The 21261-nt window shown below is 40.5% G+C and carries 20 protein-coding genes, 1 other RNA gene and 3 pseudogenes; 7 read left to right on the forward strand and 17 right to left on the reverse strand.

All coding sequences use genetic code 11. The features are described 5' to 3' along the window. Nucleotides 1-4 precede the first annotated feature (4 nt). The 10 genes and pseudogenes from ACY3LV_RS19465 to ACY3LV_RS19510 all read right to left on the reverse strand — a co-directional run bounded on the left by ACY3LV_RS19465 (nucleotide 5) and on the right by ACY3LV_RS19510 (nucleotide 7755). Nucleotides 5-1797, reverse strand: a pseudogene (locus tag ACY3LV_RS19465) (T7SS effector LXG polymorphic toxin). Nucleotides 1798-1897: 100 nt separating this feature from the next. Then, nucleotides 1898-2452, reverse strand: coding sequence for an SMI1/KNR4 family protein (locus ACY3LV_RS19470; RefSeq protein WP_464864350.1), 555 nt, complete (start codon nucleotides 2450-2452; stop codon nucleotides 1898-1900). Nucleotides 2453-2488: 36 nt separating this feature from the next. After that, complete coding sequence (locus ACY3LV_RS19475) at nucleotides 2489-2743, reverse strand: SunI/YnzG family protein (protein WP_333560295.1); 255 nt, start codon at nucleotides 2741-2743, stop codon at nucleotides 2489-2491. A gap of 816 nt (nucleotides 2744-3559) precedes the next feature. Continuing rightward, on the reverse strand, nucleotides 3560-3892 hold the full coding sequence (csaA, locus tag ACY3LV_RS19480; protein WP_333560294.1) for a chaperone CsaA: 333 nt from the start codon (nucleotides 3890-3892) through the stop codon (nucleotides 3560-3562). A gap of 64 nt (nucleotides 3893-3956) precedes the next feature. Continuing rightward, nucleotides 3957-4682, reverse strand: coding sequence for a helix-turn-helix domain-containing protein (locus tag ACY3LV_RS19485; RefSeq protein ID WP_333560293.1), 726 nt, complete (start codon nucleotides 4680-4682; stop codon nucleotides 3957-3959). A gap of 13 nt (nucleotides 4683-4695) precedes the next feature. Then, nucleotides 4696-4794 (reverse strand): annotated as a pseudogene (locus ACY3LV_RS19490) (GNAT family N-acetyltransferase); the annotation flags it as partial. Between the two features lie 125 nt (nucleotides 4795-4919). Further along, a complete protein-coding gene (locus ACY3LV_RS19495) occupies nucleotides 4920-5495 on the reverse strand; it encodes a TetR/AcrR family transcriptional regulator (RefSeq protein WP_148961614.1) in 576 nt (191 codons plus the stop codon). Nucleotides 5496-5500: 5 nt separating this feature from the next. Further along, a complete protein-coding gene (locus tag ACY3LV_RS19500; protein WP_464864351.1) occupies nucleotides 5501-6202 on the reverse strand; it encodes an MBL fold metallo-hydrolase in 702 nt (233 codons plus the stop codon). A gap of 75 nt (nucleotides 6203-6277) precedes the next feature. Beyond that, complete coding sequence (locus ACY3LV_RS19505) at nucleotides 6278-6763, reverse strand: GyrI-like domain-containing protein (RefSeq protein WP_464864352.1); 486 nt, start codon at nucleotides 6761-6763, stop codon at nucleotides 6278-6280. A 53-nt stretch (nucleotides 6764-6816) separates the two neighbouring features. Continuing rightward, nucleotides 6817-7755 (reverse strand): helix-turn-helix transcriptional regulator, encoded by a 939-nt coding sequence (locus tag ACY3LV_RS19510; protein WP_464864353.1) that lies wholly within the window; start codon nucleotides 7753-7755, stop codon nucleotides 6817-6819. 207 nt (nucleotides 7756-7962) lie between these two features. Here ACY3LV_RS19510 and csk22 point away from each other — a divergent pair, with 207 nt between their 5' ends. Next, entirely contained in the window at nucleotides 7963-8508 is a 546-nt protein-coding gene (gene csk22, locus ACY3LV_RS19515) for a mother cell-specific sporulation protein Csk22 (protein WP_148961610.1), read from the forward strand. 25 nt (nucleotides 8509-8533) lie between these two features. Here the strand turns inward: csk22 and czrA are convergent, their stop codons facing one another. Next, nucleotides 8534-8857 (reverse strand): Zn(II)-responsive metalloregulatory transcriptional repressor CzrA, encoded by a 324-nt coding sequence (gene czrA / locus ACY3LV_RS19520; protein ID WP_014114065.1) that lies wholly within the window; start codon nucleotides 8855-8857, stop codon nucleotides 8534-8536. Between the two features lie 192 nt (nucleotides 8858-9049). On the opposite strand from czrA, the gene ACY3LV_RS19525 reads away from it, so the two are divergent. Then, nucleotides 9050-9727 carry a lysozyme family protein gene (locus ACY3LV_RS19525; RefSeq protein ID WP_333560287.1) on the forward strand — a complete coding sequence of 226 codons (678 nt, stop codon included), beginning with the start codon at nucleotides 9050-9052 and terminating at the stop codon, nucleotides 9725-9727. Between the two features lie 88 nt (nucleotides 9728-9815). Here ACY3LV_RS19525 and ACY3LV_RS19530 read toward each other — a convergent pair whose 3' ends face one another. Further along, nucleotides 9816-10352, reverse strand: coding sequence for a DUF420 domain-containing protein (locus tag ACY3LV_RS19530; RefSeq protein ID WP_087993876.1), 537 nt, complete (start codon nucleotides 10350-10352; stop codon nucleotides 9816-9818). A 136-nt stretch (nucleotides 10353-10488) separates the two neighbouring features. After that, nucleotides 10489-11271 carry a VLRF1 family aeRF1-type release factor gene (locus ACY3LV_RS19535; RefSeq protein ID WP_464864354.1) on the reverse strand — a complete coding sequence of 261 codons (783 nt, stop codon included), beginning with the start codon at nucleotides 11269-11271 and terminating at the stop codon, nucleotides 10489-10491. Nucleotides 11272-11445: 174 nt separating this feature from the next. Between ACY3LV_RS19535 and ACY3LV_RS19540 the strand changes: the two genes are divergently transcribed. The 5 genes from ACY3LV_RS19540 to desR all read left to right on the forward strand — a co-directional run bounded on the left by ACY3LV_RS19540 (nucleotide 11446) and on the right by desR (nucleotide 16056). Next, nucleotides 11446-11943, forward strand: coding sequence for a hypothetical protein (locus ACY3LV_RS19540; RefSeq protein ID WP_333560285.1), 498 nt, complete (start codon nucleotides 11446-11448; stop codon nucleotides 11941-11943). A gap of 63 nt (nucleotides 11944-12006) precedes the next feature. Next, nucleotides 12007-12984 carry a S66 family peptidase gene (locus ACY3LV_RS19545; protein WP_464864355.1) on the forward strand — a complete coding sequence of 326 codons (978 nt, stop codon included), beginning with the start codon at nucleotides 12007-12009 and terminating at the stop codon, nucleotides 12982-12984. Between the two features lie 163 nt (nucleotides 12985-13147). Further along, entirely contained in the window at nucleotides 13148-14203 is a 1056-nt protein-coding gene (gene desA / locus ACY3LV_RS19550; RefSeq protein ID WP_333560283.1) for a Delta(5) desaturase DesA, read from the forward strand. A 121-nt stretch (nucleotides 14204-14324) separates the two neighbouring features. After that, the gene (locus tag ACY3LV_RS19555) at nucleotides 14325-15437 is read left to right on the forward strand and encodes a sensor histidine kinase (RefSeq protein WP_464864356.1); all 1113 of its coding nucleotides are present in this window, start codon (nucleotides 14325-14327) and stop codon (nucleotides 15435-15437) included. A gap of 19 nt (nucleotides 15438-15456) precedes the next feature. Next, complete coding sequence (gene desR / locus ACY3LV_RS19560) at nucleotides 15457-16056, forward strand: two-component system response regulator DesR (RefSeq protein ID WP_464864357.1); 600 nt, start codon at nucleotides 15457-15459, stop codon at nucleotides 16054-16056. A gap of 33 nt (nucleotides 16057-16089) precedes the next feature. On the opposite strand, the pseudogene ACY3LV_RS19565 reads toward desR, so the two are convergent. The 4 genes and pseudogenes from ACY3LV_RS19565 to ssrS form a co-directional block, all read right to left on the reverse strand. Then, a pseudogene (locus ACY3LV_RS19565) lies at nucleotides 16090-17678 on the reverse strand (solute:sodium symporter family transporter). Nucleotides 17679-17858: 180 nt separating this feature from the next. Beyond that, nucleotides 17859-18722 (reverse strand): LysM peptidoglycan-binding domain-containing protein, encoded by an 864-nt coding sequence (locus ACY3LV_RS19570; RefSeq protein WP_333560282.1) that lies wholly within the window; start codon nucleotides 18720-18722, stop codon nucleotides 17859-17861. Nucleotides 18723-18969: 247 nt separating this feature from the next. Continuing rightward, nucleotides 18970-20745, reverse strand: coding sequence for a DNA helicase RecQ (gene recQ, locus ACY3LV_RS19575; RefSeq protein ID WP_148961600.1), 1776 nt, complete (start codon nucleotides 20743-20745; stop codon nucleotides 18970-18972). Nucleotides 20746-20887: 142 nt separating this feature from the next. Continuing rightward, a non-coding RNA gene (gene ssrS / locus ACY3LV_RS19580) (6S RNA) lies at nucleotides 20888-21074 on the reverse strand. Nucleotides 21075-21261 lie beyond the last annotated feature (187 nt).

Consider the following 21261-nt stretch of genomic DNA (forward strand, 5'->3'; position numbering starts at 1 on the left):
CACCTTAATTCTCATTCTCAAATTGTTTCGCTCTCCACTTCCAATATCTCTTTCTAAAGCTTTCGTATTGGGCTTTTAAAACCTTATCATTTCTAAAACTTTCACCATCAGACATAAGCTTATGAATGACATCACTATATTTTGTATGCAAACTGTTCGGAATTTCAAGCATTGGGCCAGGTTCTTCTTGAATCAAGTGATGTAAATTAATCTGTGTGCCATCTTTTGCATAAGGGGCATTCCCGTTTTTCATTAGTTGAAGATTTGTAACGCCGAATTCCGTTTTTTGATTAATATCTATATCTTTCATAGTATACACTCTTCGACTTACAACTTTAACTTCCCCCTTCGCCTTTACCTTCCCCTTTATTTCATACGCTTCATACTTTTCTTTATTTAACCATGGTGGATTAATCTTTTGTCCAGTAAACGGCTTTCTTGTTCCATCTGGTAATTTCTTCGCATTAGTCAAAAGATCATTCTTAAGGTTTTGGCTATCAACCACATTGTATGGTACGTTATCTGCTAGAGCAAGCTTATACTTAGGATTATAAGGCAGCAAATCTGGTATCTTAACATCCTTCATTTTCTTCCCTGCTTGACTTGCTTTATTTATTACCTTGCCCGCTGCATCTGCTTTGTTTATAGCTCCTGCACCTTTTGTTCCAACAACAGCTACAGCCACTGAACCAACAGCATAGGTGATCCATCTTGATCTAGAATAGGCATCTCCATTCACCATATCTTTTTGATACGATTCTTCTATTGCTGCTGAAATGGCATCATATGTTTTAACTGGATGAATAACTGCATTGCCCAGCGCTGAGAGTGTTTCTCCTGGATCGGTGATAAAGTCCCATATGCCGGTTACAGTGTCTTTCCCAACATCGTATAAACCAACTTCTACACCTTTTACGATATCCCAAGTGATCTCTCCTGCTTCTTCTAGCTGCTTTGCTTGTTCAATTTGCATTGCAAGCTGTACTTGAGCCGGCTCCAGATTCTCGTAGCCTGCTTTCTTAGCAATCTCTAAATACTCATCAGGATCAGACACACCATCATTAAGTTTCTTTTTCAATTCCTTAATTTCACGTTTTTCTGCTTCTTCTTTTTTCACGCTCAAGTATGCTTCAGAATGCTTCTCAATATCGCCTTTTTTCTTATGTATGTCACTTTCTCTATACGCTTTGGCGTTGTAGTGAATTGGTGTAGCGTTCTTCCCTTTACCTGTTGATTCCTGCAGCTTTTTAAAGTCTTGCTGAATGAATTGTTCGTTTGGCTCAGTCTCAGCGTACTCCGTTTTTAAATCCTCATCAAGCTTGTTCAACTTATCGATTGTTTTTTCACGTTTGTCATCTGCAGTAGAAAGTTTGTCTTTGAAGTCTTCTGTTGAGAATATTTCATGAGGAAGAATATCATTGATGTCATTCAGAATGTCTTTCATCGATTTCTTTTCAGACATAATTGATTTTGTGTAGGCGTTAGCAGCTCATGTTCTAAAAAGGATTCTTCTATGTATGCATCTGACATCTTTGCATCTTCAAGTTTTGCAGAAACGCTGCTTAAGAAAGCAACCTTCATATCGATAAGATCAATCCATTGGTCTGTAACACCTACATGATCATGATAAAATGCTTTGATATTGTTAGCGCCCTTGCCTGAAAACTCGCTGTCATCCAGATCAGCTACGTCTTTAAACGCTTTTTTGAGCTTCACCATTTGCGACCTTAGTTCCTTATACTCTTTGGTTCTTTTATCCGCTTCAGAGAGTAGTGAATCAGCTTCAAAAACCTTCATATCATTCTCCTTCCATGCTTGCTCTATGTAAATTTTACAACAACCATCTATTTGAATAACAGAAAAAGACAGCCGAAAAATGACGGCCTTATACATATTGCTATCGTGTTCTATAATAATTTTCTGCGGTATAGTAGCGCCATTCCCAAAAAGTTGCCCCATTGGATTGTATATACCGATCTAAAAATAGCTCAAAATTTAAATTTAATGGTGTATACTCACCCATTTGAAAAATAAAGAGATAGTTGGGATCACCTTTACCCAATTTATCTTTGTCGATCATCAAATGGCAACCTTCTAATAAGTGCCCAATTGGGATGCCATTGATGCCTTCAAACAAATCCTCATATTTTAATTCTTCTTCAATCTCTTCAAGGCTAAATAAATAAAGTCCTCCACCTATATTCTCCCCATCAGCAAGGATCTGAAAAATTTTCGCACCATTATGTAGTGTAATAAACTTCTGATAATCATCTGGAAGGGTAAGCTGGTGTTTAGCCTCAAAGCTTTGAATGTCATTCAGGGTTGCTTTGTCCTGTGAAAATGTAACAAGGAACTCCATGATATATCCTTCAGAACAAAACAATTTAATGGCTCCTTTTTCATTTAAGAGACTTTTCAAACCGTTTACGGTCTTATGAATAAAGTTAGTCAAATAAATCACCTCATTTGATAATGAAACTTAAATACTTTAAGCATTAATGATTTTATTCATAATAGAAGCAGCATTAGTAGTGAACAAAATGTAAGTGTTATTTGCTGTTTTAATTACTACCCTATCAGTAGAGCCATAAGGAAACCCAATCCTGACTGCGCTTTTCTCCTCTCCCCCATAGTTTGGGTCAAGGAATACATCGTTAATTTCTTTGATTGGAATTTCAATTTTGGATAGCTGCCAATTGATAATTAAGTTTTCATTTGTTTTTTCAACGTTGATTCCCAGCATAAAACATTCCCCTTTTGACTATGAATTCAGTAAAATTTTAACATACGCCAGAAAGTCTTAAAGAGAAATGCAATGATATTAAGGAAAAATTAAATTCACAATAACCGCATTCACTTTGAGCCTATCGTTGGCAGCTTGTAGCTCAAATGATGCTGAAAAAGTACGCATGGAAAAAGAAATTCAACAAGTCTCAAAAGCTGTATTGATCGTGAAGAGAAAAAAACAGTTCTATCTACCCTATCACTCGGACTCCTATTCTTCACAGCGGCTCCGCAGAATCCACCTCAGAACCTACACCAAGTGATATCACTTAGGTTAATTCAACACCACTTCAAGAATTAGTTATAACATCATCAATTCCAGTCATTCAAGAGAATGGAGAAATTTCAATTCAAGCTGTGCCACCATCAACAAAATGAAAGGTTGTAGATCGTTTTAGAGGGAACCCTAAGAACATAGACACTGCAGCTGAATTATGAGCAAGCTATAGGTTTACCTGGTCTTAAATACTCCTGGGCTGGTATATTCGCTCAAGCTGTTTTTGGAACATCCTATCACAAAAAACCAACTGGTTATTACTCAATACTAATATGAATATGTACATCTACAATGACAGTAAATATAGCAAAATAAGATACGAATAAAAAATTACAAAGTAACCCTTGCATTCCTTCACCCGCCATGCTATATTCATATAGCGATGAGCTGAATTGTGTAAGTCGATGTACATGCCCTTTGCGGCGCACACGAATGTGGCGTGTGGTGCATCGCCTCAATACGCAAAGACGTTTGCCTTAGGCAAACGTCTTTTTTATGTTATCCGATTTTTGTGCCGTTTGGGACAGGCTGATCCGACTTCAGCAGGACGACGTCACCCTGGCCAGGAATCCCGCCAAGGACTAGCACTTCCGATTTAAATCCGGCAATCCGGCGCGGCGGAAAGTTGATGACTGCTATGATTTGCTTGTTGATGAGATCTTCCGGGTGGTAACGCTTCGTAATTTGCGCGCTCGATTGTTTCATGCCGATTTCTGCTCCAAAATCAATCACAAGCTTAATCGCCGGGACTCTTGCTTCAGGAAATTCTTCCGCTTTTACAATAGTGCCTGTTCTGATATCCAATTTCTCAAAGTCCTCAATGACTGCCATATTAATAGCTCCTTTTTCTCCTATTATAAAAGAGATATGTAAGGTTCGTTTAACCATAGAGCCATCATTTTTTATCCATATATAAGGTGCTTTGATACAGCCGGGGCGGCATGCCTGTACTTTTTGTAAACCACCTTGTGAATGAAGAGAGATTTTGAAAGCCCAGCGCCTCGCTCACGACAGTAAGGGTTTCCTTTTTCTCCATCAGCATTCGTTTCGCTTCCTCGAGACGAAGATTGGCAATATAGTTCTGCGGAGACTGCCCCGTCTGCTTCTTGAACCAACTTGAATAGTAAGCTGGGTGGTAATGCTCGATTTCTGCCAGCTTCTTAATCGTCAGCCGCTCAGATAAATGGCTGTGAATGTAGGCAATTGAGGCGTATGTATGGGATTGCAGCTTTTCTTTTATGTATTGAACAAGCATATGCAGTGAGTTCGCGGTGCCGGCCTTTTCTTCCTCAGTCAGCAAGTACCTGATCGAAGACCAGAATGGATCGAGCGCAGCTTCAATTCCCGATGTTGCACGATACTCGTTAATTTTCATCGTATGAAGCGGAACATCCAGTACAAGACATTCATTTCTGCCGATTGACCGGAAACGATGCTCGCACTCAGGCGGAATATATAAAAAATGATCCGGCTTTAATTTCACCTCGCGTCCCTCTGTCTCAAGATCAATACACCCTTCAAGCGGAAAAAGAAATTGGCTGTATTTATGCTGATGTGAATGATAAAGGCGTGTATATGTCCGTTTTTCGCAAATTATGTCTTGAAGCAAGTCCATCAGCAATCCCCTCCTTTGGTCATCTTTTGATCCGGTAATGGTGTTCCGATATATGAAAAAATCCGATTTTTTCATATAAAGAAACTACCGCCAGATTTTCTTTCAGCACTTGCAAATAGATGTTACTGAGTCCCCCCATGATGCTGCCGCTAACCTCAATTTTGTGAATGTCCTGTCTCTCCCCTATGTATACTCCCATGACATTATACAATATTCAGAAATATAAGACATCTATTAAATAGTTTACATAACATTTTTATTGTTCATTAATAATCCTGACAAAAACGTCCGAATTGAAAATGACAGGCTTTCTGAAATATCCTCTTCACGTTCAAATGCTTCTTTTGCGATCAAAGCCGTAAAGCCATGCAACAGGCTTCTTAGCCCCCTTGTCGCGTGAATCACAGTCTTTTCGTTTGCATAGCCGTTTTCAATGAGCAGCTTCGAGACAAGCTGGACAATATGATCTGAAACAATTTCCATCCTTTTGTCCTGGACCTTGAGCAAAGCTGCTTCATAATATCCGGGATTTTCAACTGCAAAATCCACATATGCATGAGCTAAAGAAAGCATAGCGGAATCACCCTTTTGTTCTGTTACGGAGTCTGCCATATGATCTAAAAGCTTTGTCAGCCCGCTGACAGCGAGCTCTGTTCTGATCGCTTGCAGTCCGTTGATATGATTATACAGTGACGGAGGGCGTACATTCATTTTTTTAGACAGTGCGGCAAGTGTGACACTATTCAAGCCCTCCTGATCGGCAATCTCCGCTGCGGCGTCTACAATCATTTTTTGGCTCAATCCAATTCTCGGTGACATGTTCATCATCCTTTCTTTGCTTTTTGGATCGCCTGGCGCATCCGTTCTGCGGGTGAGCTAAGGAAATTCCCATGTCCGACAGCGAGACAGGAAGGTGACTTGTCGACGAGCAATTGTGCGCTTTTGATGGCTTCATCCTTATTCCATGTGGCGAAAGCGGGAAAAGGAAACGCCCATTTCATCTGGCCTGATACAGCGATTCCTCCGCGCAATTGGAACGCATCTCCAGCTATGATAGTGCCGTTTCTTGTGTCAAGAAATGACATACTGCCCGGTGTATGGCCCGGTGTAGAAATTGCAAACAGAGAACCAATTGTTTCACCGCCCGTCAGCAGATGGTGAGGCTTTGTTTGTACGTGTTTCGGAATACCTCCTTTTATAGGTGTGTGCGGTTCATCATGACGCAAGGACATGTCACCTTGCAGCAGGAAAGAATCCCGTTCTGAGATCATCACCTTTGCATGAGGAAATGCTTGTGTCAATGCATCCAGTGATCCGACATGATCCCCATGTGCATGGGTCAGTAAAATATGCTGAAGCGGTTTTCCCAACTGATTTACAGCTTGAATAATTCCTTTATAGCTGCCCGGAAGTGCGGCATCAATAAGGGTGACTTCGTTTTCTTCCTCTACTAAATAGCAATTGACCGGAAATAATGTTGGAAAAAAAGTCAGCTGCCAAACGGTTTGATGCTGAGTAACTCTCATTTATTTATTCCCCCTAACAAAAAACTAATGGTGTTAGTTTCATTATTAACTAACACCATTAGTTTTTCAAGAGCATTATGAATGTTTTATGGCGATATATATGTTAACTTGCGCCCGGTGAGGTACTGCTGCACTTTGATCATACATCTCAAAGTCACCTGTAAATGTACGCAGATAACGCTTATCCCAAGCCCAAATCTCCTTCCACGTTTCAAGCACAACCTCTTCAATAGGGCCGATTCTGGAAGTGAATACAGCATAAGCGGAAGCCGGCAGAGCAATGTTTTCATATGGTTCTGGAAGAGTGCGGCTGTCCTCCTGAAACGTTCCGACTGAAAACGTGTAAAACCCATTCGTCTCCTGCTCGTAATTGGAATATAAGGCGATAATGCTTTGATCTTTTTCAGCCTGTGAGAAAAGAATGCTCATATCCTGCTGCCAGAATTGATCCCACAGTGCCGGGATCCGCCTTTCTTCCGTCATTTCCAATGCGTTGCTTGTCCGCCGTGAAAGTCCGGCAAACCGTTTCTGTTTTAAGTGTGTCATATGTGAAAAACTCATACGATCCCTCCTTTTTACTTAGATTATAAAAAAAGAAACCTGACAGCAGTATGTCAGGTTTCATATACTTTTTGCATCTGGTGAATGGTATCTTTTATTTTATCCCGTATATGAAGAGGTTCCAGAATCTCAATATCCTTTCCAAACTGCAGCAAAAAACCGATCAGCCATTGATCTTCAGGAAGAGAAATCACGGCCCGGCAGTTCTCATCTTCATCACAATGAAGAACATCATATCCGAACCATTCACGTATGCGCTGACGAGCTGACGGCTGAACAAGAATGACCAGCTCAGTTAAACGGTCCTTTTGGTACCAGTTCTTATCCCACGGCAAGGTCTCCAGCTGAATATCTTTTCTGATAAAGGACTGATGTGAGATGGTCAGATCTTTCATTCGGTTCAGTTTAAAAAAGCGAAAATCGTTTCTAACTAGACAATAGGCATATAAATACCAGTGCCCCGCCTTGCAAACCAAAGTGTAAGGTTCCGTTTCACGAAGAAGTGTTTCCCCGCTTGCGTTTGTATATGTAAATGATATCGTCGACAATCGATCAATGGCGGCACTGATTTTCTCACGAAGCGCCTTTTGATCCTCAGTTCGGCCCCAAGCCGTCATGTCAATAAACCATTTTTCTGTTTGGTGCTTAAATGCTTCAGCAGACTGCTCCGGTATAAGGTGCTTGATTTTTTGATAAGCTGTGCTGTGAGAAACAGGTTCGTACATAGATGAGACACTCTGCAAAGCAGAAGCAATCGCAAATAATTCCTCCTCTTTCAGCCACTCTCTCTCAAGCCGATACGTTTCCATAATGCCAATTCCGCCCCCGGAGCCCTGTGAGGTCACAATCGGAATACCAGCCCTATTGATCGTCTCAATATCACGGTAAATTGTTCTGACGGATACTTCAAACATCTCAGCAAGTTCAGCGGCCTGCACTTGTTTTTTGCTGATTAATAACACAACAATTGCTAACAAACGTTCCAGTTTCATTTTGTGCACCTTTTCTTCTATTGTTTTCCAGAGAAATTAATCATAACATTTTTATAACGCTTGGGCATATCTATTATGCGGCCCAAAGAACCTCCGCATATGTTATGAAAACAGGGGTTTCCCCTTCTTTTTTATGTTCAGTATTGTTTTCAGCTACTATTTTGAACCGGATAAGCATACACTTCTCAACGGAGGGGATTTCACATCATGCATCTTACACTTCAGAGCATTTATCCTGCCATGATTCTTATCTTTTTTCTGTATAAAAAAATTAAAAGGTCCATTGGGTATCAGCCGCTGAAGCCTCGCTGGCTGTTTACCCGTATGATTCTTTTCTCGCTGTTTGCTTTTGGTCTTTCGATCTTCAGCGTCATTCACCCTTTTTTATATGGATATCTCATTTTCGGCATTCTTGGCGGCTGGCTCCTTGTCTTTTTCGCCAAGAAAAACATCTCCTTTGAAAAACGCAGAGGAAAAATCTATTTTCGCACTCATATTTGGGTAGAAATGATTCTTTTAACCTTATTTTTATCAAGATTTCTTTATCGAGTGACAGAGCTCTATCTTACCTCGCCTGATCTAAACAGCCTTGAATCGTACAGTCAGTCAATCGGAACAGATCCTCTGACAATTGGCGTCTTTTTTCTGATAGCTGTTTATTATATCGGGTTTTCCTCTTTTGTCATTAAGCTCAGCAGAAACGAACTCGATCAGAACAGACGCAATAAAGAAAAAGACATCCTTGCCCGCTAGCAGCGATTAAGCAAGGATGTCTTTTTTAATCATGTTGTGTATGATGGATCATCTGCTGAAGAACATCTAAAACGTGTTCATCCTCCGGAGAGTAGTAAATGGATGTTCCTTCTCTGCGCGATTTGACAAGCCGGAGATTTTTTAAGAATCTGAGCTGGTGGGAGACAGTAGATTGCAGTAAATTCAGCTTTTCCGCAATTCCGTTTACAGCATGTTCACCCTGGGATAATAAATGGAGAATCCTGATTCTGGTAGGGTCAGAAAGCGCTTTGAATGTTTGTGCGACTAGAAACAGCGTTTCCTCGTCCAGATCAGCAGCTGTCCGGTCCGTTTCTCTAAATTCAGTCATCTGTATCACCTTTCTTTATTCGTAGTTTTATCTTATAACAAATGTGCTTGGGTGCAAACCAGTCCACTTGTATTCCAATTCAATCTCATAGTTTAAATTTATGTTTCAAATCAGGTTTGTACTTGGTCTGATATACCGTTCTGTGTCATAATAAAAAAGTCATATTGCTTCAAACATTAAGGGTGAAACACAATGAAGAAAAAGAGAAAAGGCTGTTTCGCTGCTGCGGGTTTTATAATGATTTTTGTCTTTGTCACCGCCTCTTTTTTATTGGTATTGCTTTTTTTCAACCGGGATTTAATCAAAAAACTTCCGATCGATACAAAAACGATTGTTTTGGAACGTTTAACCGATTATAAACCGCTGGTGGAAGACGAGCTTGAAAATCAAGGACTCTCTCATTATACATCACTCATACTTGGCATGATGTATCAGGAGTCAAAAGGAAAAGGCAATGATCCCATGCAGTCCTCTGAATCTCTGGGGTTAAAACGCAATGAGATAACAGATCCTCAACTCAGTGTTAAACAAGGCATCAAGCAATTTACCCTCATGTACAAGACCGGTAAGGAAAAAGATGTGGATTTGGATACCATTATTCAAAGCTATAACATGGGGGCAGGTTACATTGATTTTGTAGCTGATCATGGAGGCGCGCATACTGAGGAATTGGCAAAACAATACTCCGAGCAGCAAGTCAAAAAAAATCCCGATCTGTATACTTGCGGGGGAAATGTGAATAATTTCCGCTATCCGTATTGCTACGGTGATTACACGTATGCAGAAAAAGTAAAAGAAAAAACAAAAACTGTTGAAGAATCTTTGCAGGTTGCAACACTTGAAACCATGGAATCAAAAGCTCATAAATAGGAGTCTATCAATTTACTGACAAAAGCCCAACTGATTTGGGCTTTTGCCATATTTACAAGCGCAAAAAAAGCCATACTCAGTATGGCTTTTAATAATACGGTGATATCATCAGATATACTACAACGCCTGTAAGGCTTACATACAGCCACAGAGGCATTGTCCATCTGGCAATTTTTTTATGGCGCTCCACCTGCATGCTGAAGCCTCTGATCAGTGTAAATAGCGCAAGCGGCACAATGATTGCAGAAAGGAAGATATGCGTAATTAAGATAAAGAAGTAAATCGAACGCATAATACCTTCTCCGCCATACAGCGTATTCTCTGCAATCGAATGGTAAACAACATAACAAATCAAAAATAGTAATGTTGTTGTGAAAGCGGCTAAAATAAAGCGTTTATGAGCTTTAATATTTTTCTGTTTAATCATAATCAGCGCGGCCAATAAGAAGATAAACGTAAAGCTGTTGAATATCGCATTCAGCATAGGCAAAATGTGAATATTCGCATGGCTGAACTGATCTAATTTAGGCATAAAAAACAGCACTGCGATTAAACCGTTAATCAGAACTGTCAGCGTAAGGACAATCCCCGTATAATTTTTCGGTTTATTTTCTGTTTGATTCATTTGATGACCTCTCCTATTTGTACTGGCTATCCAAATCGTATGCAAATTCGAAGAGGTTGTCAACGTTTTCGTATGCTTCGTCAGAAATTAGACACACTTCAAAGGCCGGCGGCTTGTAGCCCCGGCCCTGTTAGGTTCACGCCTCTTTGATTAAATGCTCAATGGCCTTATGTTCATTTTCATTTAGAAGGTTCTTTTGAATTTTCGAATGAATGGGTTTATTCATATGCTGATCCAAGATATCCGCCGTTTCTTTATCACCGGCGATGACCATTCGTTCCCATCTTTTCGCGGCCGCTTTTTGATCAAGGTTGGCAGCCAGCCGCTTATACAGTCTTGTCTGGTTCTCCGTTACATGTTCCTTCATTCGGTCCTCTTCAAACGGTACCGCTTTTTTTGCAGAGGAATGGCGATTCTCCCACGACTCATTGATGATATCATACTCATAATGCTCAACCGCCTCAATTTCACCTAATACGGTTTCAATAATTTTCACTTCATGTTGCTGAGTTAAAATAAACGCCGTACTTGGGTACGTTTGGCGTAGCCCTTTTAGCTGATCCAGAACAGCTGTTTCTTCCCAGTAAAATCTTGTTTCTACAGGGATTTGAAGCTTAATTGGTTCCCATATACCGCTATCGGAAACAAAAAACACGAGACTGCGGGGCATGTCTTTTCCCATTTCATTGAGGTGTTGCTCAATTTTCGTTCTGATACCTTGCAGACACTTCTCTTCCTTTGGATCACTTGCTGCCAAATACTCTTTTAATCGGCCGAATCCTGACTTTAGGGCAATCTTCCATTCTCCCCCCTGCTGCTCTGGATCTCTCATGTCTGTATTGAGATATAGGGAGAGAATTTTATCGGGCGGTTCCAATTGGACATACTGTAATTTGTTAATCAATGAATCAATCGCCATTCCGATTCCTCCTTTTTCAACAGGTTAGTTTTCTTTTTCCTCTCTTAGAAACGATCAAACCTTACTTTGCGCTAATTTCTAGTAATAATGGATTTGTTATTTACAGATGCCCCTCTTATCTAATACAATTGGTAATTGTGTTTCTAAAACTGTTTTTTTGAAAGGAGTTTGATCTTGTTTACTGTTAAAGAAAAAAATCGCGAAGAACTTGAGGAAGAACTGCATGATTTAGAATTTCAAATTTACCGCATGCAGGAGAATATGAAGGATCTATCTAAAGATGCCAAAGTGCTTGGTATTGATCAATCGAAACATGAAGAATGGATGATTGTTTCATCGATTGATGATGGCCAAACATGCAAAATTATGCTTACTGATTGTAAAACGGCTTACAGAGGTAAAGACTGTTTTTCAATTGTAGCGTCTTACAAGGAAGATGCCATTCATATCGGCGACATAAAAGGCCCTCCGAATCACGGGTTTGGTTCTATTTGCATGAAATATTTAAAAGATATCGCCAGAGACCACAATATCCCGAAAGTCACCGGCGACATTGCCAAGCGGGACTGGAATCATGTAGACCGGCTGATTCATTTTTATGAAAAACATCAATTCAAAGTATGTGTCGATCATGATACACAATCAGGCAGCATTAAGTGGGTTGATTTGTAAAAAGGCCTGGAAGAACGAGCCAAGATGTGCTGTAATGGTGTAAAACCATTGATGGAGGAATCTATGTACGCCTCAAAACTGAAAAAGGGAGACGAAATCCGGATCGTGTCTCCCGCGACCAGCATGTCTAAATTATCAAACGAAGCAAAAATTCAAGCAAAAACGGCGTTAGAAAGCTTAGGTTATCGGGTAACCATCGCTGAACATGCAAATGAATGTAACGAATTTGATTCATCTTCTATCGAATCAAGAGTCCATGATCTGCACGCTGCCTTTTTCGACCCCGGGGTCAAAGCGATTTTAACGACACTCGGCGGTTCCAATTCAAATCAGCTGCTGCGTTATCTTGATTACGAGAAAATCAAACAGCATCCAAAAATTCTGTGCGGCTATTCCGATATAACGGCTCTTGGCAACGCCATTTATCAAAAAACGGGCCTTGTTACGTATTCAGGCCCCCACTTTTCAACATTCGCAATGAAAAAAGGACTCGAATATACAAAAGAGTATTTTCTTTCTTGCTGCGCTTCAGACGATCCGTTTGAGATTCACCCTTCTAGCGAATGGAGCGATGACCGCTGGTATTTGGATCAAGAACACAGGCGCTTTTATCCTCATAACGGCCCTATTGTCATCCATGAGGGATCTCCGGAAGGCACCTTGATTGGCGGAAACCTTTGCACGCTTAATTTGCTGCAGGGAACGGAGTATTTTCCTGAAACAGAAAATACGATTTTATTGATTGAAGACGATTATATGTCAGACATCCACATGTTTGACCGCGATTTGCAATCCCTCATCCACCTCCCCGCTTTTTCTCATGTGAAGGCGGTTTTGATCGGCAGATTTCAAAAAGCATCAAATGTATCAATAGAGCAGGTAACAGCCATGATTAAAACAAAAAAAGAATTATCCGGCCTCCCAATCATCGCAAATATAAATGCCGGACACACCTCACCAATTGCCACGTTTCCTATAGGGGGAACATGCAGGGTTGAAGCTGTTGCGGGTACATCACGAATATGGATCGACAAACATTAATCAGCTTGTAAATTTTTTTACAAGCTTTTTTAGTGCAAACAGTTATGCAAGACGCACGACCGCCATGACAAATGTCATATATGATGTATGATGTGTGCTACTACAAAGGACTTCTCTGATTAGCGTATACTTAACCGAGACACACAATGAGAGGATACTTACTATGACTGAACAAACCATTGCACATAAACAAAAACAGCTGACAAAGCAAGTCGCTGCTTTTGCTAAACCCGAAACAAAAAACAGCCTGATTCAGCTTTTGAACACGTTTATCCCTTTCTTCGGACTGTGGTTTCTTGCTTATTTTAGCCTCAATGTCTCCTATCTCCTTACGATAGCATTAACAGTAATTGCCGCAGGATTTTTGACGAGAATTTTTATCATCTTCCATGACTGCTGCCATCAATCGTTTTTCAAACAAAAGCGCTATAACCATATTCTCGGTTTTGTGACAGGTGTCCTGACTTTATTCCCTTACCTTCAATGGCAGCATAGCCATTCGATTCATCATGCGACAAGCAGCAATCTGGATAAACGCGGGACAGGAGATATCTGGATGTTAACAGTAAACGAATATAAAGCTGCATCTACACGAACAAAGCTTGCATATAGGCTTTATAGAAATCCGTTTATCATGTTTATTCTCGGACCGATTTATGTTTTTCTGATTACTAACCGTTTTAACAAAAAAGGCGCAAGACGTAAAGAACGTGTAAACACATATCTTACGAATCTGGCAATTGTGGCGTTGGCTGCTGCTTGCTGTCTGATCTTTGGCTGGCAATCGTTTTTACTGGTGCAGGGCCCTATTTTTCTGATTTCAGGTTCAATCGGGGTTTGGCTGTTTTATGTGCAGCATACCTTTGAAGATTCTTATTTTGAAGCAGATGAAAACTGGAGCTACGTCCAGGCAGCTGTGGAAGGCAGTTCATTTTATCAACTCCCGAAACTGCTTCAATGGCTCACAGGCAATATCGGGTACCACCATGTTCACCATTTGAGTCCAAAGGTGCCTAACTATAAGCTTGAAGTTGCTCATGAACATCACGAACCATTGAAAAACGTACCGACAATTACCTTAAAAACAAGTCTGCAGTCACTTGCATTCCGACTTTGGGATGAAGATAAAAAACAATTTGTATCATTTCGGAATATCAAACATATTCCTTCCAGCCTACCGCCTGATTCAACAGAAAAACAGAAGCTGCGGAACGCCTGATGATGAAGGAGGTCTTCTCTTATACACAAGAAGGCTTCCTTTTTATTGTTCAAGGGTGCATTCTGGCTTTCGCAATGATAAAGTTACATATAAGATGAAAAGCTGAAAATGAGGGAATATCATGATTAAAAAACATTTTACATTTCAAAAACTAAGCGGGATTACGCCTTATATATGGACGATATTTTTCATCCTTCCCTTCTACTTTATATGGCAATCATCATCTACATTTGTTATCATCGTCGGCATCATTTTGACGCTTTTATTTTTTTCGATATATAGATTTGCTTTTGTCTCAAAAGGCTGGGCCATTTATTTGTGGGCGTTTTTATTAATCGGCATTTCAACCGCTTCCATTACGCTGTTCAGTTATATTTATTTTGCTTTTTTTATTGCGTATTTTATTGGAAACATAAAAGAACGTGTCCCTTTTCATATTTTATATTACGTTCATTTAATAAGCGCCGCCGTCGCAGCCAATTTCAGCCTCGTATTAAAAAAAGAATTCTTTCTGACTCAAATTCCTTTTGTCGTCATTACCCTCATCAGCGCGATTTTATTGCCGTTCAGTATTAGAAGCCGCAAGGAACGCGAACGACTGGAAGAAAAACTCGAGAATGCAAATGAACGGATTGCTGACCTGGTGAAATTAGAAGAGCGGCAGCGAATTGCCCGTGACCTCCACGATACACTTGGGCAAAAGCTTTCTCTAATCGGTTTAAAAAGCGATTTGGCGAGAAAATTGATATACAAAGACCCTGAACAAGCAACACGTGAACTAAAAAGCGTTCAGCAAACTGCGAGAACTTCTTTAAATGAAGTCAGAAAAATCGTATCTTCCATGAAAGGCATCCGGCTCAAGGATGAAATCATAAACATCAAACAAATTCTTGAAGCAGCCGGCATTACGTTTATCTACGAGGAAGATCAATTGCCGGATAATATCTCAATGCTTAATGAAAACATATTAAGCATGTGCTTAAAGGAAGCGGTCACTAATGTCGTCAAACACAGTCAGGCTAAGACCTGCCGAGTCGACATTCAACAGCTCTGGAAGGAAGTTGTCATTACAGTGACTGACGATGGAACGTTTCAAGGTGAAGAGAAATACTTTTCAAAAGGACATGGCCTGCTTGGCATGAGAGAACGGCTTGAATTTGCAAACGGGAGCCTACACATTGATACAAAAAACGGCACCAAGCTTACCATGTCAATTCCTAATAACTCAAAATAAACAAAAAAGGATGGCTTATATGATTAGTATATTTATTGCGGAAGATCAGCAAATGCTCTTGGGCGCTTTAGGATCACTTCTGAATTTAGAAGACGATATGGAAGTTGTCGGCAAAGGTACAAACGGTCAAGATGCTGTTGATTTTGTCAAAAAACATCAGCCTGATGTATGCATTATGGACATTGAAATGCCCGGAAAAACGGGGCTTGAAGCTGCTGAGGAGTTAAAGGATACAGGCTGTAACATTATTATCCTCACCACTTTTACCAGACCCGGCTACTTTCATAGAGCCATTAAAGCTGGCGTTAAGGGCTATTTGTTAAAAGACAGTCCGAGCGAAGAGCTCGCGAGCGCAATCCGAAGCGTCATGAACGGAAAACGCATCTATGCACCTGAGCTGATGGAAGACATATACAGCGAGACTAATCCTCTTACAGACAGAGAAAAAGAAGTGCTCGAACTTGTGGCTGACGGTAAAAACACAAAAGAAATCGCTCAGGAACTCAGCATCAAAAGCGGGACAGTGCGAAATTATATTTCAATGATTCTTGATAAACTTGAAGTGAAAAACCGAATAGAAGCCATTACCCGGTCAAAGGAAAAAGGCTGGTTTAAATAAAAAGGATCTTGGCAGGTGCCAAGATCCTTTTTGTTAACCCGCAATTCCCCATGGAGAAAACACAAGGTACGTCGCCGCAACTAAAATCAGAATGATACAGGACGCCAGCTTTACGTGCTTCCAAGGTGTTATATCCACTTGCGGGTTGTGATCGAGCTTATAGTCCGTTTCCCTCGGATACAGCTTTCCTGTCAGAAGCATCACAGCCACTGAAAATGGAAAGAGTACGGCAAGGATGTATAGAAAATGAATGTGTCCTAAATAAATTTTTGATAAACCGTATAAAACAATATGGGCTGGTATTGCTATTTTCACAGCTAAAGCCGGCACTTTTTTTGTAAAGAAGCCAATGACGATCGCTGCTAATATCGGAACATTAAAAAATCCGAACATCTCTTGAAGATAGTTGTACAGCCCTGATGGCGCATATAAAATAAAGGGTGCGATGACAATCGATACCAGCCCGAGAACCGCGACAAAAATCCGCCCTGTTTTGACGAGATCAGCTTCATTTGCATGAGGCTTAAAGACCGGTTTGTATATGTCCAGAGTAAACAACGTAATGGTACTGTTCAGAGAGCCGTTAAACGAGCTAAAATCGCTCCGAATAAAATAGCGGCGAATACACCGGTAAGCGATGCCGGCAATAAATCGACGATCAGCCGGGGATATACACTGTCAGCATTTTTAATGCCGCCTCCATATAAATGAAAGGCAATCACTCCGGGGACGACTAAATAAAACACGCCAATCAGTTTAAAGAAACCTGCTAAAAGAGCACCCTTTTGTCCTTCAGCTAGATTTTTCGCTCCTAATGTCCGCTGAACAATCGCTTGGTTAACAGCCCAATAAAAGAGATTATTCACTAATAGTCCTGTTAAAATCGTCGGCCAAGGCACATCTGCCGAATTGCTGATATCAATTGAATTGAGTTTGTCTGTATGTAAAGCCGTCAGTTGTGCAACTCCGCCCCCAAAGCTGCCTTGTCCGACTGCAAGAACTCCTAATATCACAATAAAAAAACCGCCTAAAATTAATCCGATTCCGTATATGGCATCTGCTGATGCAGCAGCTTTCAATCCGCCAAAAAAGATATAACAGCTGCTCGTTACGCCAATGATTAAGGATATCAGCAAAACAGCCATAAATGTGCTGATGCCAAATGTATCTGTAATGCGGAAGACTTGATTTAACACGAGAGCGCCTGAATACAATACTGTCGGCAGGAATGAAACAGCGTAGCCGATGATAAGCAGCACAGAAACGATCTGTCTTGTTCTTTGATCAAACCGCTTCTCTAGAAAATCAGGTATGGTAGTAATTCCTGTTTTTAAATAACGAGGCAAAAAGACAAGCGCCAGAAAAATTAACGCAAGCGGCGCACTCGCTTCCCATGACATCGCTGTCATAGATCCTGCATAGCTTTGTCCATTTAACCCAACCATCTGCTCTGTTGATAAATTGGTTAACAGTAGCGAGCTTCCGATATATAACGCAGTCAGACTTCTTCCTCCGAGAAAATATCCATCGGACGATTGTAAGTTAACCTCCTTTGTTCTCCGCCATGAAAATAGAAATATCCCGATATTGATAACCAGAAAAGATACAATAATCCAAAGCAACAGTCAGCAACTCCTTCTGCAAAATAGTTAGATGATAGGGACATATACCATCTACCCATTTTTCACACGCGAAAAACATCAGGACCGCTTTTCTTTTATCAGCATAAGATAGAAACATCTTTACACAATGAAAAAAAGACACAAGCCAAAAGCTCGCGTCTTTTATCACAATTTATATGATTAGTTTAAGATTTTTACACTTACAGTTTTGACGCCCCAATTGGATGCATCACTTTTATTTGGTACAAATACATCGATTTTGTTACCTTTAATAGCGCCGCCAGTATCTCCTGCTGTTGCTTCACCGTAGCCTTCAACATAGACTTTAGAACCTAGAGGAATCACATTAGGATCAACCGCGATAACTTTCGCGTTCGGGTTCTTATTTAAGTCAATGCCTGTTGCTGTAACGCCGGAAATGCCGCCGTCGTTAGCAGTGTAAGCAGTAGCAGTAACTGTTAGTTCTTTTGAAGCTTCTTGATGATTTGTATTTGATTGAACAGCCTTTTCTTCTGTAGGAACAGAAGTTTCTGCTGCAGCCTTTGTTTCTTGTTTTGGTTGTTGTTGGACTGTTTCTTGTTTAGGTTGCTCTTTTTGCACAGCTTCTTGTTTTGTTTGAGTTTGAGGTGCGCTTGTTTGCGTATTCTCAGTAACTGCGTTTGCTGCTGTTGCCTGACCTTTTACTGAAAGTGTTGATCCAGCATAGATCATGTCAGAGCTTAGGTTATTCCAAACTTTCAGGTTGTTGACTGTCGTTCCGAATTGTTGAGCAATCTTTGTCAGCGTGTCTCCCGCTTTAATTGTATATTGCCCAGCAGTGGCTGTTTCTTCTGAAGAAATGGTCAGTTTTTCTCCTGTAATGATTTTATCAGAAGTTAACTTGTTCCATTCTTTTAAGTCCTTTAGGTTCACTCCGTTTTTCTGAGAGATTCCCCAGAGCGTATCACCCTTTTGCACCGTGATTTCTTTTGCAGAAGCGTGAGCTCCGAATGCAGTTGATGAAAGTGCAGCAACTGCTACAAAGGACATAATCGTCTTCTTCATAAGTAAATCCTCCCTTGTTAGCTTTTTATTGGCGGCTAACAGGTGCTATCGTAACACACGTAAATGTCAAATCAATAACAAAAAGATATGATTTAGATTACAGTTCCTTTACATGAAGGATTTCTCTCGGCTGGAAAGACTTGCTGAACCCCTGATATAATAGGCTTCGCAAGTCTTTTTAATCTGATGCAAAAAAGAGAAAATAAAATGTGTTTTTTATAGAAAAAAAGATTGATTTTCTCTTTTTTTAGTCTGTCACCCTTGCATAAGCTTGTATTTCTTGTAAAAAAAGCCGGCCGTATTTTGCTCTTTTTTGTTCTCCGACTCCTTTTATAGACAAAAGTTCCTCGTCATTTACGGGCTGTTTGCCTGACATTTCTTTTAACGTTTGGTCAGAGAAAACAACAAAAGGCGGAACACCCTGCTCTGCCGCAATATCTTTGCGAACCATGCGCAGACGCTCAAACAGCTCATCATTTTCAGTAATCGCTGCCGCTTTTAATGCTTCTTTTCTTGTGACTGATAATTCCCCTTTTAGTACATTCCTTCCTTTACTGCTGACTAAAAGAGTCGGAAACGTTCCATCTGACATCCTAATGAAATCGTCAGAAATAAGAAATTCGATAAAGTCACTGATTTCCCCTACTGATTGGTGTTTTAATATCCCGTATGTTGAGAGATCGGTAAAGCCGTTTTCAAGAACTTTTTTATTTCTAGATCCGGCCAGCACCTGTGCAACCATCGTCTTGCCAAACCGTTCTTTCATGCGAATGATACACGATAAGACCATTTGCGCCTCTCGTGTCACGTCATGGGCCGTCCTAGTATCAGTACAGTTTCCGCACTGTCCGCACGCATCAGGCTCCTTTTCTCCGAAATACATAAGAATAAAACGCTGCAGACAATCTTCCGTGTGACAATAGTCGACCATTTGTCTCAGCTTTTTCAAATCCTGCTTTTGTTTCTCTTCATGCTCTGATTGTTCAATTAAAAAACGCTGTACCATAATATCCTGCGGTGAAAACAGGAGAACACATTCACTTTCAAGACCGTCCCGCCCAGCTCGTCCAGCCTCTTGATAATAGCTTTCCATATCTTTCGGAATTTGGGCGTGCAGAACAAATCTAATATTGGATTTATCAATGCCCATTCCAAAAGCAGAGGTTGCCACCATAACCTGCAGCTCATCATTAAGAAATCTTTCCTGCTGCTCTTTTCTCACATCGTCAGCCAAGCCCCCGTGATACCGCCCTGCACTGATCTGATTTCGTTTCAGTTTCTCATAAATCCGATCAGCTTCTTTTCTGGTCGCTGTATAGACAATGCCTGCTTCATGTTTGTTGTTTTGCACATATTCATCAATAAAACGATCTTTATTTTCTCCTTTTGCTACTTTAAACGTTAAATTGTCTCGGGAAAATCCGGTATATACCGTATGATCTTTTTGAATATGCAGCTGTTTGCAGATATCCTCATGAACTTCGGGTGTTGCCGTTGCTGTTAATGCTATGATGACAGGTTTGTCATGTAATTCTCGGAATAATATTTCAATATTTCTGTAGCTTGGCCTGAAATCGTGTCCCCATTGAGAAATACAGTGAGCCTCATCTATTGCGACTAAAGGAACATCAATGCCCTGCAAAATCCGAATAAACTCTGTAGATGTTAATCGCTCCGGTGTAATGTAAAAAAGCTTATAAGCCCCTTCTTTGAGCCCGTTCAGCCTCTCATATATTTCCTGATTGGATTGAGTGCTGTTAATGTAGGCAGCATTAATTCCCGCTTCTTCTAACGCATCGACTTGATCCTTCATCAAGGAAATCAACGGCGAAATGACGATCGTTGTCCCTTCAAACATCAGGGCCGGAATTTGATAGCAAATCGATTTGCCTCCTCCCGTCGGCATAATGCAGGCCGTGTTTTGCCTCGCTTCCGTCACCGAGCGGATCGCTTCCTCTTGGCCGCTGCGAAGCTTTTCATAGCCAAAATAATGGGCCAAAAGGGATTGGGCTCTATGTAACATAACGTGTAAACCTCGCTTTTTCTTGAATTTCTCCCATCATATCATAAAAAATCGCTCTTCATTTCTTTCAAACAGAAACTGAATTTTCACGATATCAAGCTTTTTTAGATAAAAATAAAAAGCCATTTCCAAAAAGGAAATGGCTTTCGCTACGTCTTGCCGTATGCAAGTAAGAAAGTTTTAAACCACCACTCCTCAAAGTGGGTGTTTGCAGAAGCGTTCCTGTCGTCCTCTACAATGGAGGCGTGACATTCCGGCTTCGATATAAAACTCCCTATTACAGCTTAAAGGTTAAAACTTAATTAACAATACGCACAAAGTAGCTTCTTTTATATAGTACACCATCAGCTGATTTTTATCAAGGGGGCAGAACAATTGTTCAGAAAAACTTTTTCCAGCGATTAAAACTGCTTTTTCACTATTATATATGACGATTTGACAAATACAAAATATATTACAATAAAAAAACAGCCTTTTTCGCTAAGAGGAATGATCACTTTCTTCTATATAATATGT

The organism is Bacillus sp. 11C (genome assembly GCF_055486375.1).

Coding starts and splice junctions, on each gene's coding strand:
- ACY3LV_RS19475 (WP_333560295.1), bottom strand. CDS start 2,743: ATGCTGGGAATCAACGTTGAAAAAACAAATGAAAACTTAATTATCAAT.
- csaA (WP_333560294.1), bottom strand. CDS start 3,892: ATGGCAGTCATTGAGGACTTTGAGAAATTGGATATCAGAACAGGCACT.
- ACY3LV_RS19495 (WP_148961614.1), bottom strand. CDS start 5,495: ATGTCACCGAGAATTGGATTGAGCCAAAAAATGATTGTAGACGCCGCA.
- ACY3LV_RS19500 (WP_464864351.1), bottom strand. CDS start 6,202: ATGAGAGTTACTCAGCATCAAACCGTTTGGCAGCTGACTTTTTTTCCA.
- ACY3LV_RS19505 (WP_464864352.1), bottom strand. CDS start 6,763: ATGAGTTTTTCACATATGACACACTTAAAACAGAAACGGTTTGCCGGA.
- ACY3LV_RS19510 (WP_464864353.1), bottom strand. CDS start 7,755: ATGAAACTGGAACGTTTGTTAGCAATTGTTGTGTTATTAATCAGCAAA.
- csk22 (WP_148961610.1), top strand. CDS start 7,963: ATGCATCTTACACTTCAGAGCATTTATCCTGCCATGATTCTTATCTTT.
- czrA (WP_014114065.1), bottom strand. CDS start 8,857: ATGACTGAATTTAGAGAAACGGACCGGACAGCTGCTGATCTGGACGAG.
- ACY3LV_RS19525 (WP_333560287.1), top strand. CDS start 9,050: ATGAAGAAAAAGAGAAAAGGCTGTTTCGCTGCTGCGGGTTTTATAATG.
- ACY3LV_RS19530 (WP_087993876.1), bottom strand. CDS start 10,352: ATGAATCAAACAGAAAATAAACCGAAAAATTATACGGGGATTGTCCTT.
- ACY3LV_RS19535 (WP_464864354.1), bottom strand. CDS start 11,271: ATGGCGATTGATTCATTGATTAACAAATTACAGTATGTCCAATTGGAA.
- ACY3LV_RS19545 (WP_464864355.1), top strand. CDS start 12,007: ATGTACGCCTCAAAACTGAAAAAGGGAGACGAAATCCGGATCGTGTCT.
- desA (WP_333560283.1), top strand. CDS start 13,148: ATGACTGAACAAACCATTGCACATAAACAAAAACAGCTGACAAAGCAA.
- ACY3LV_RS19555 (WP_464864356.1), top strand. CDS start 14,325: ATGATTAAAAAACATTTTACATTTCAAAAACTAAGCGGGATTACGCCT.
- desR (WP_464864357.1), top strand. CDS start 15,457: ATGATTAGTATATTTATTGCGGAAGATCAGCAAATGCTCTTGGGCGCT.
- ACY3LV_RS19570 (WP_333560282.1), bottom strand. CDS start 18,722: ATGAAGAAGACGATTATGTCCTTTGTAGCAGTTGCTGCACTTTCATCA.
- recQ (WP_148961600.1), bottom strand. CDS start 20,745: ATGTTACATAGAGCCCAATCCCTTTTGGCCCATTATTTTGGCTATGAA.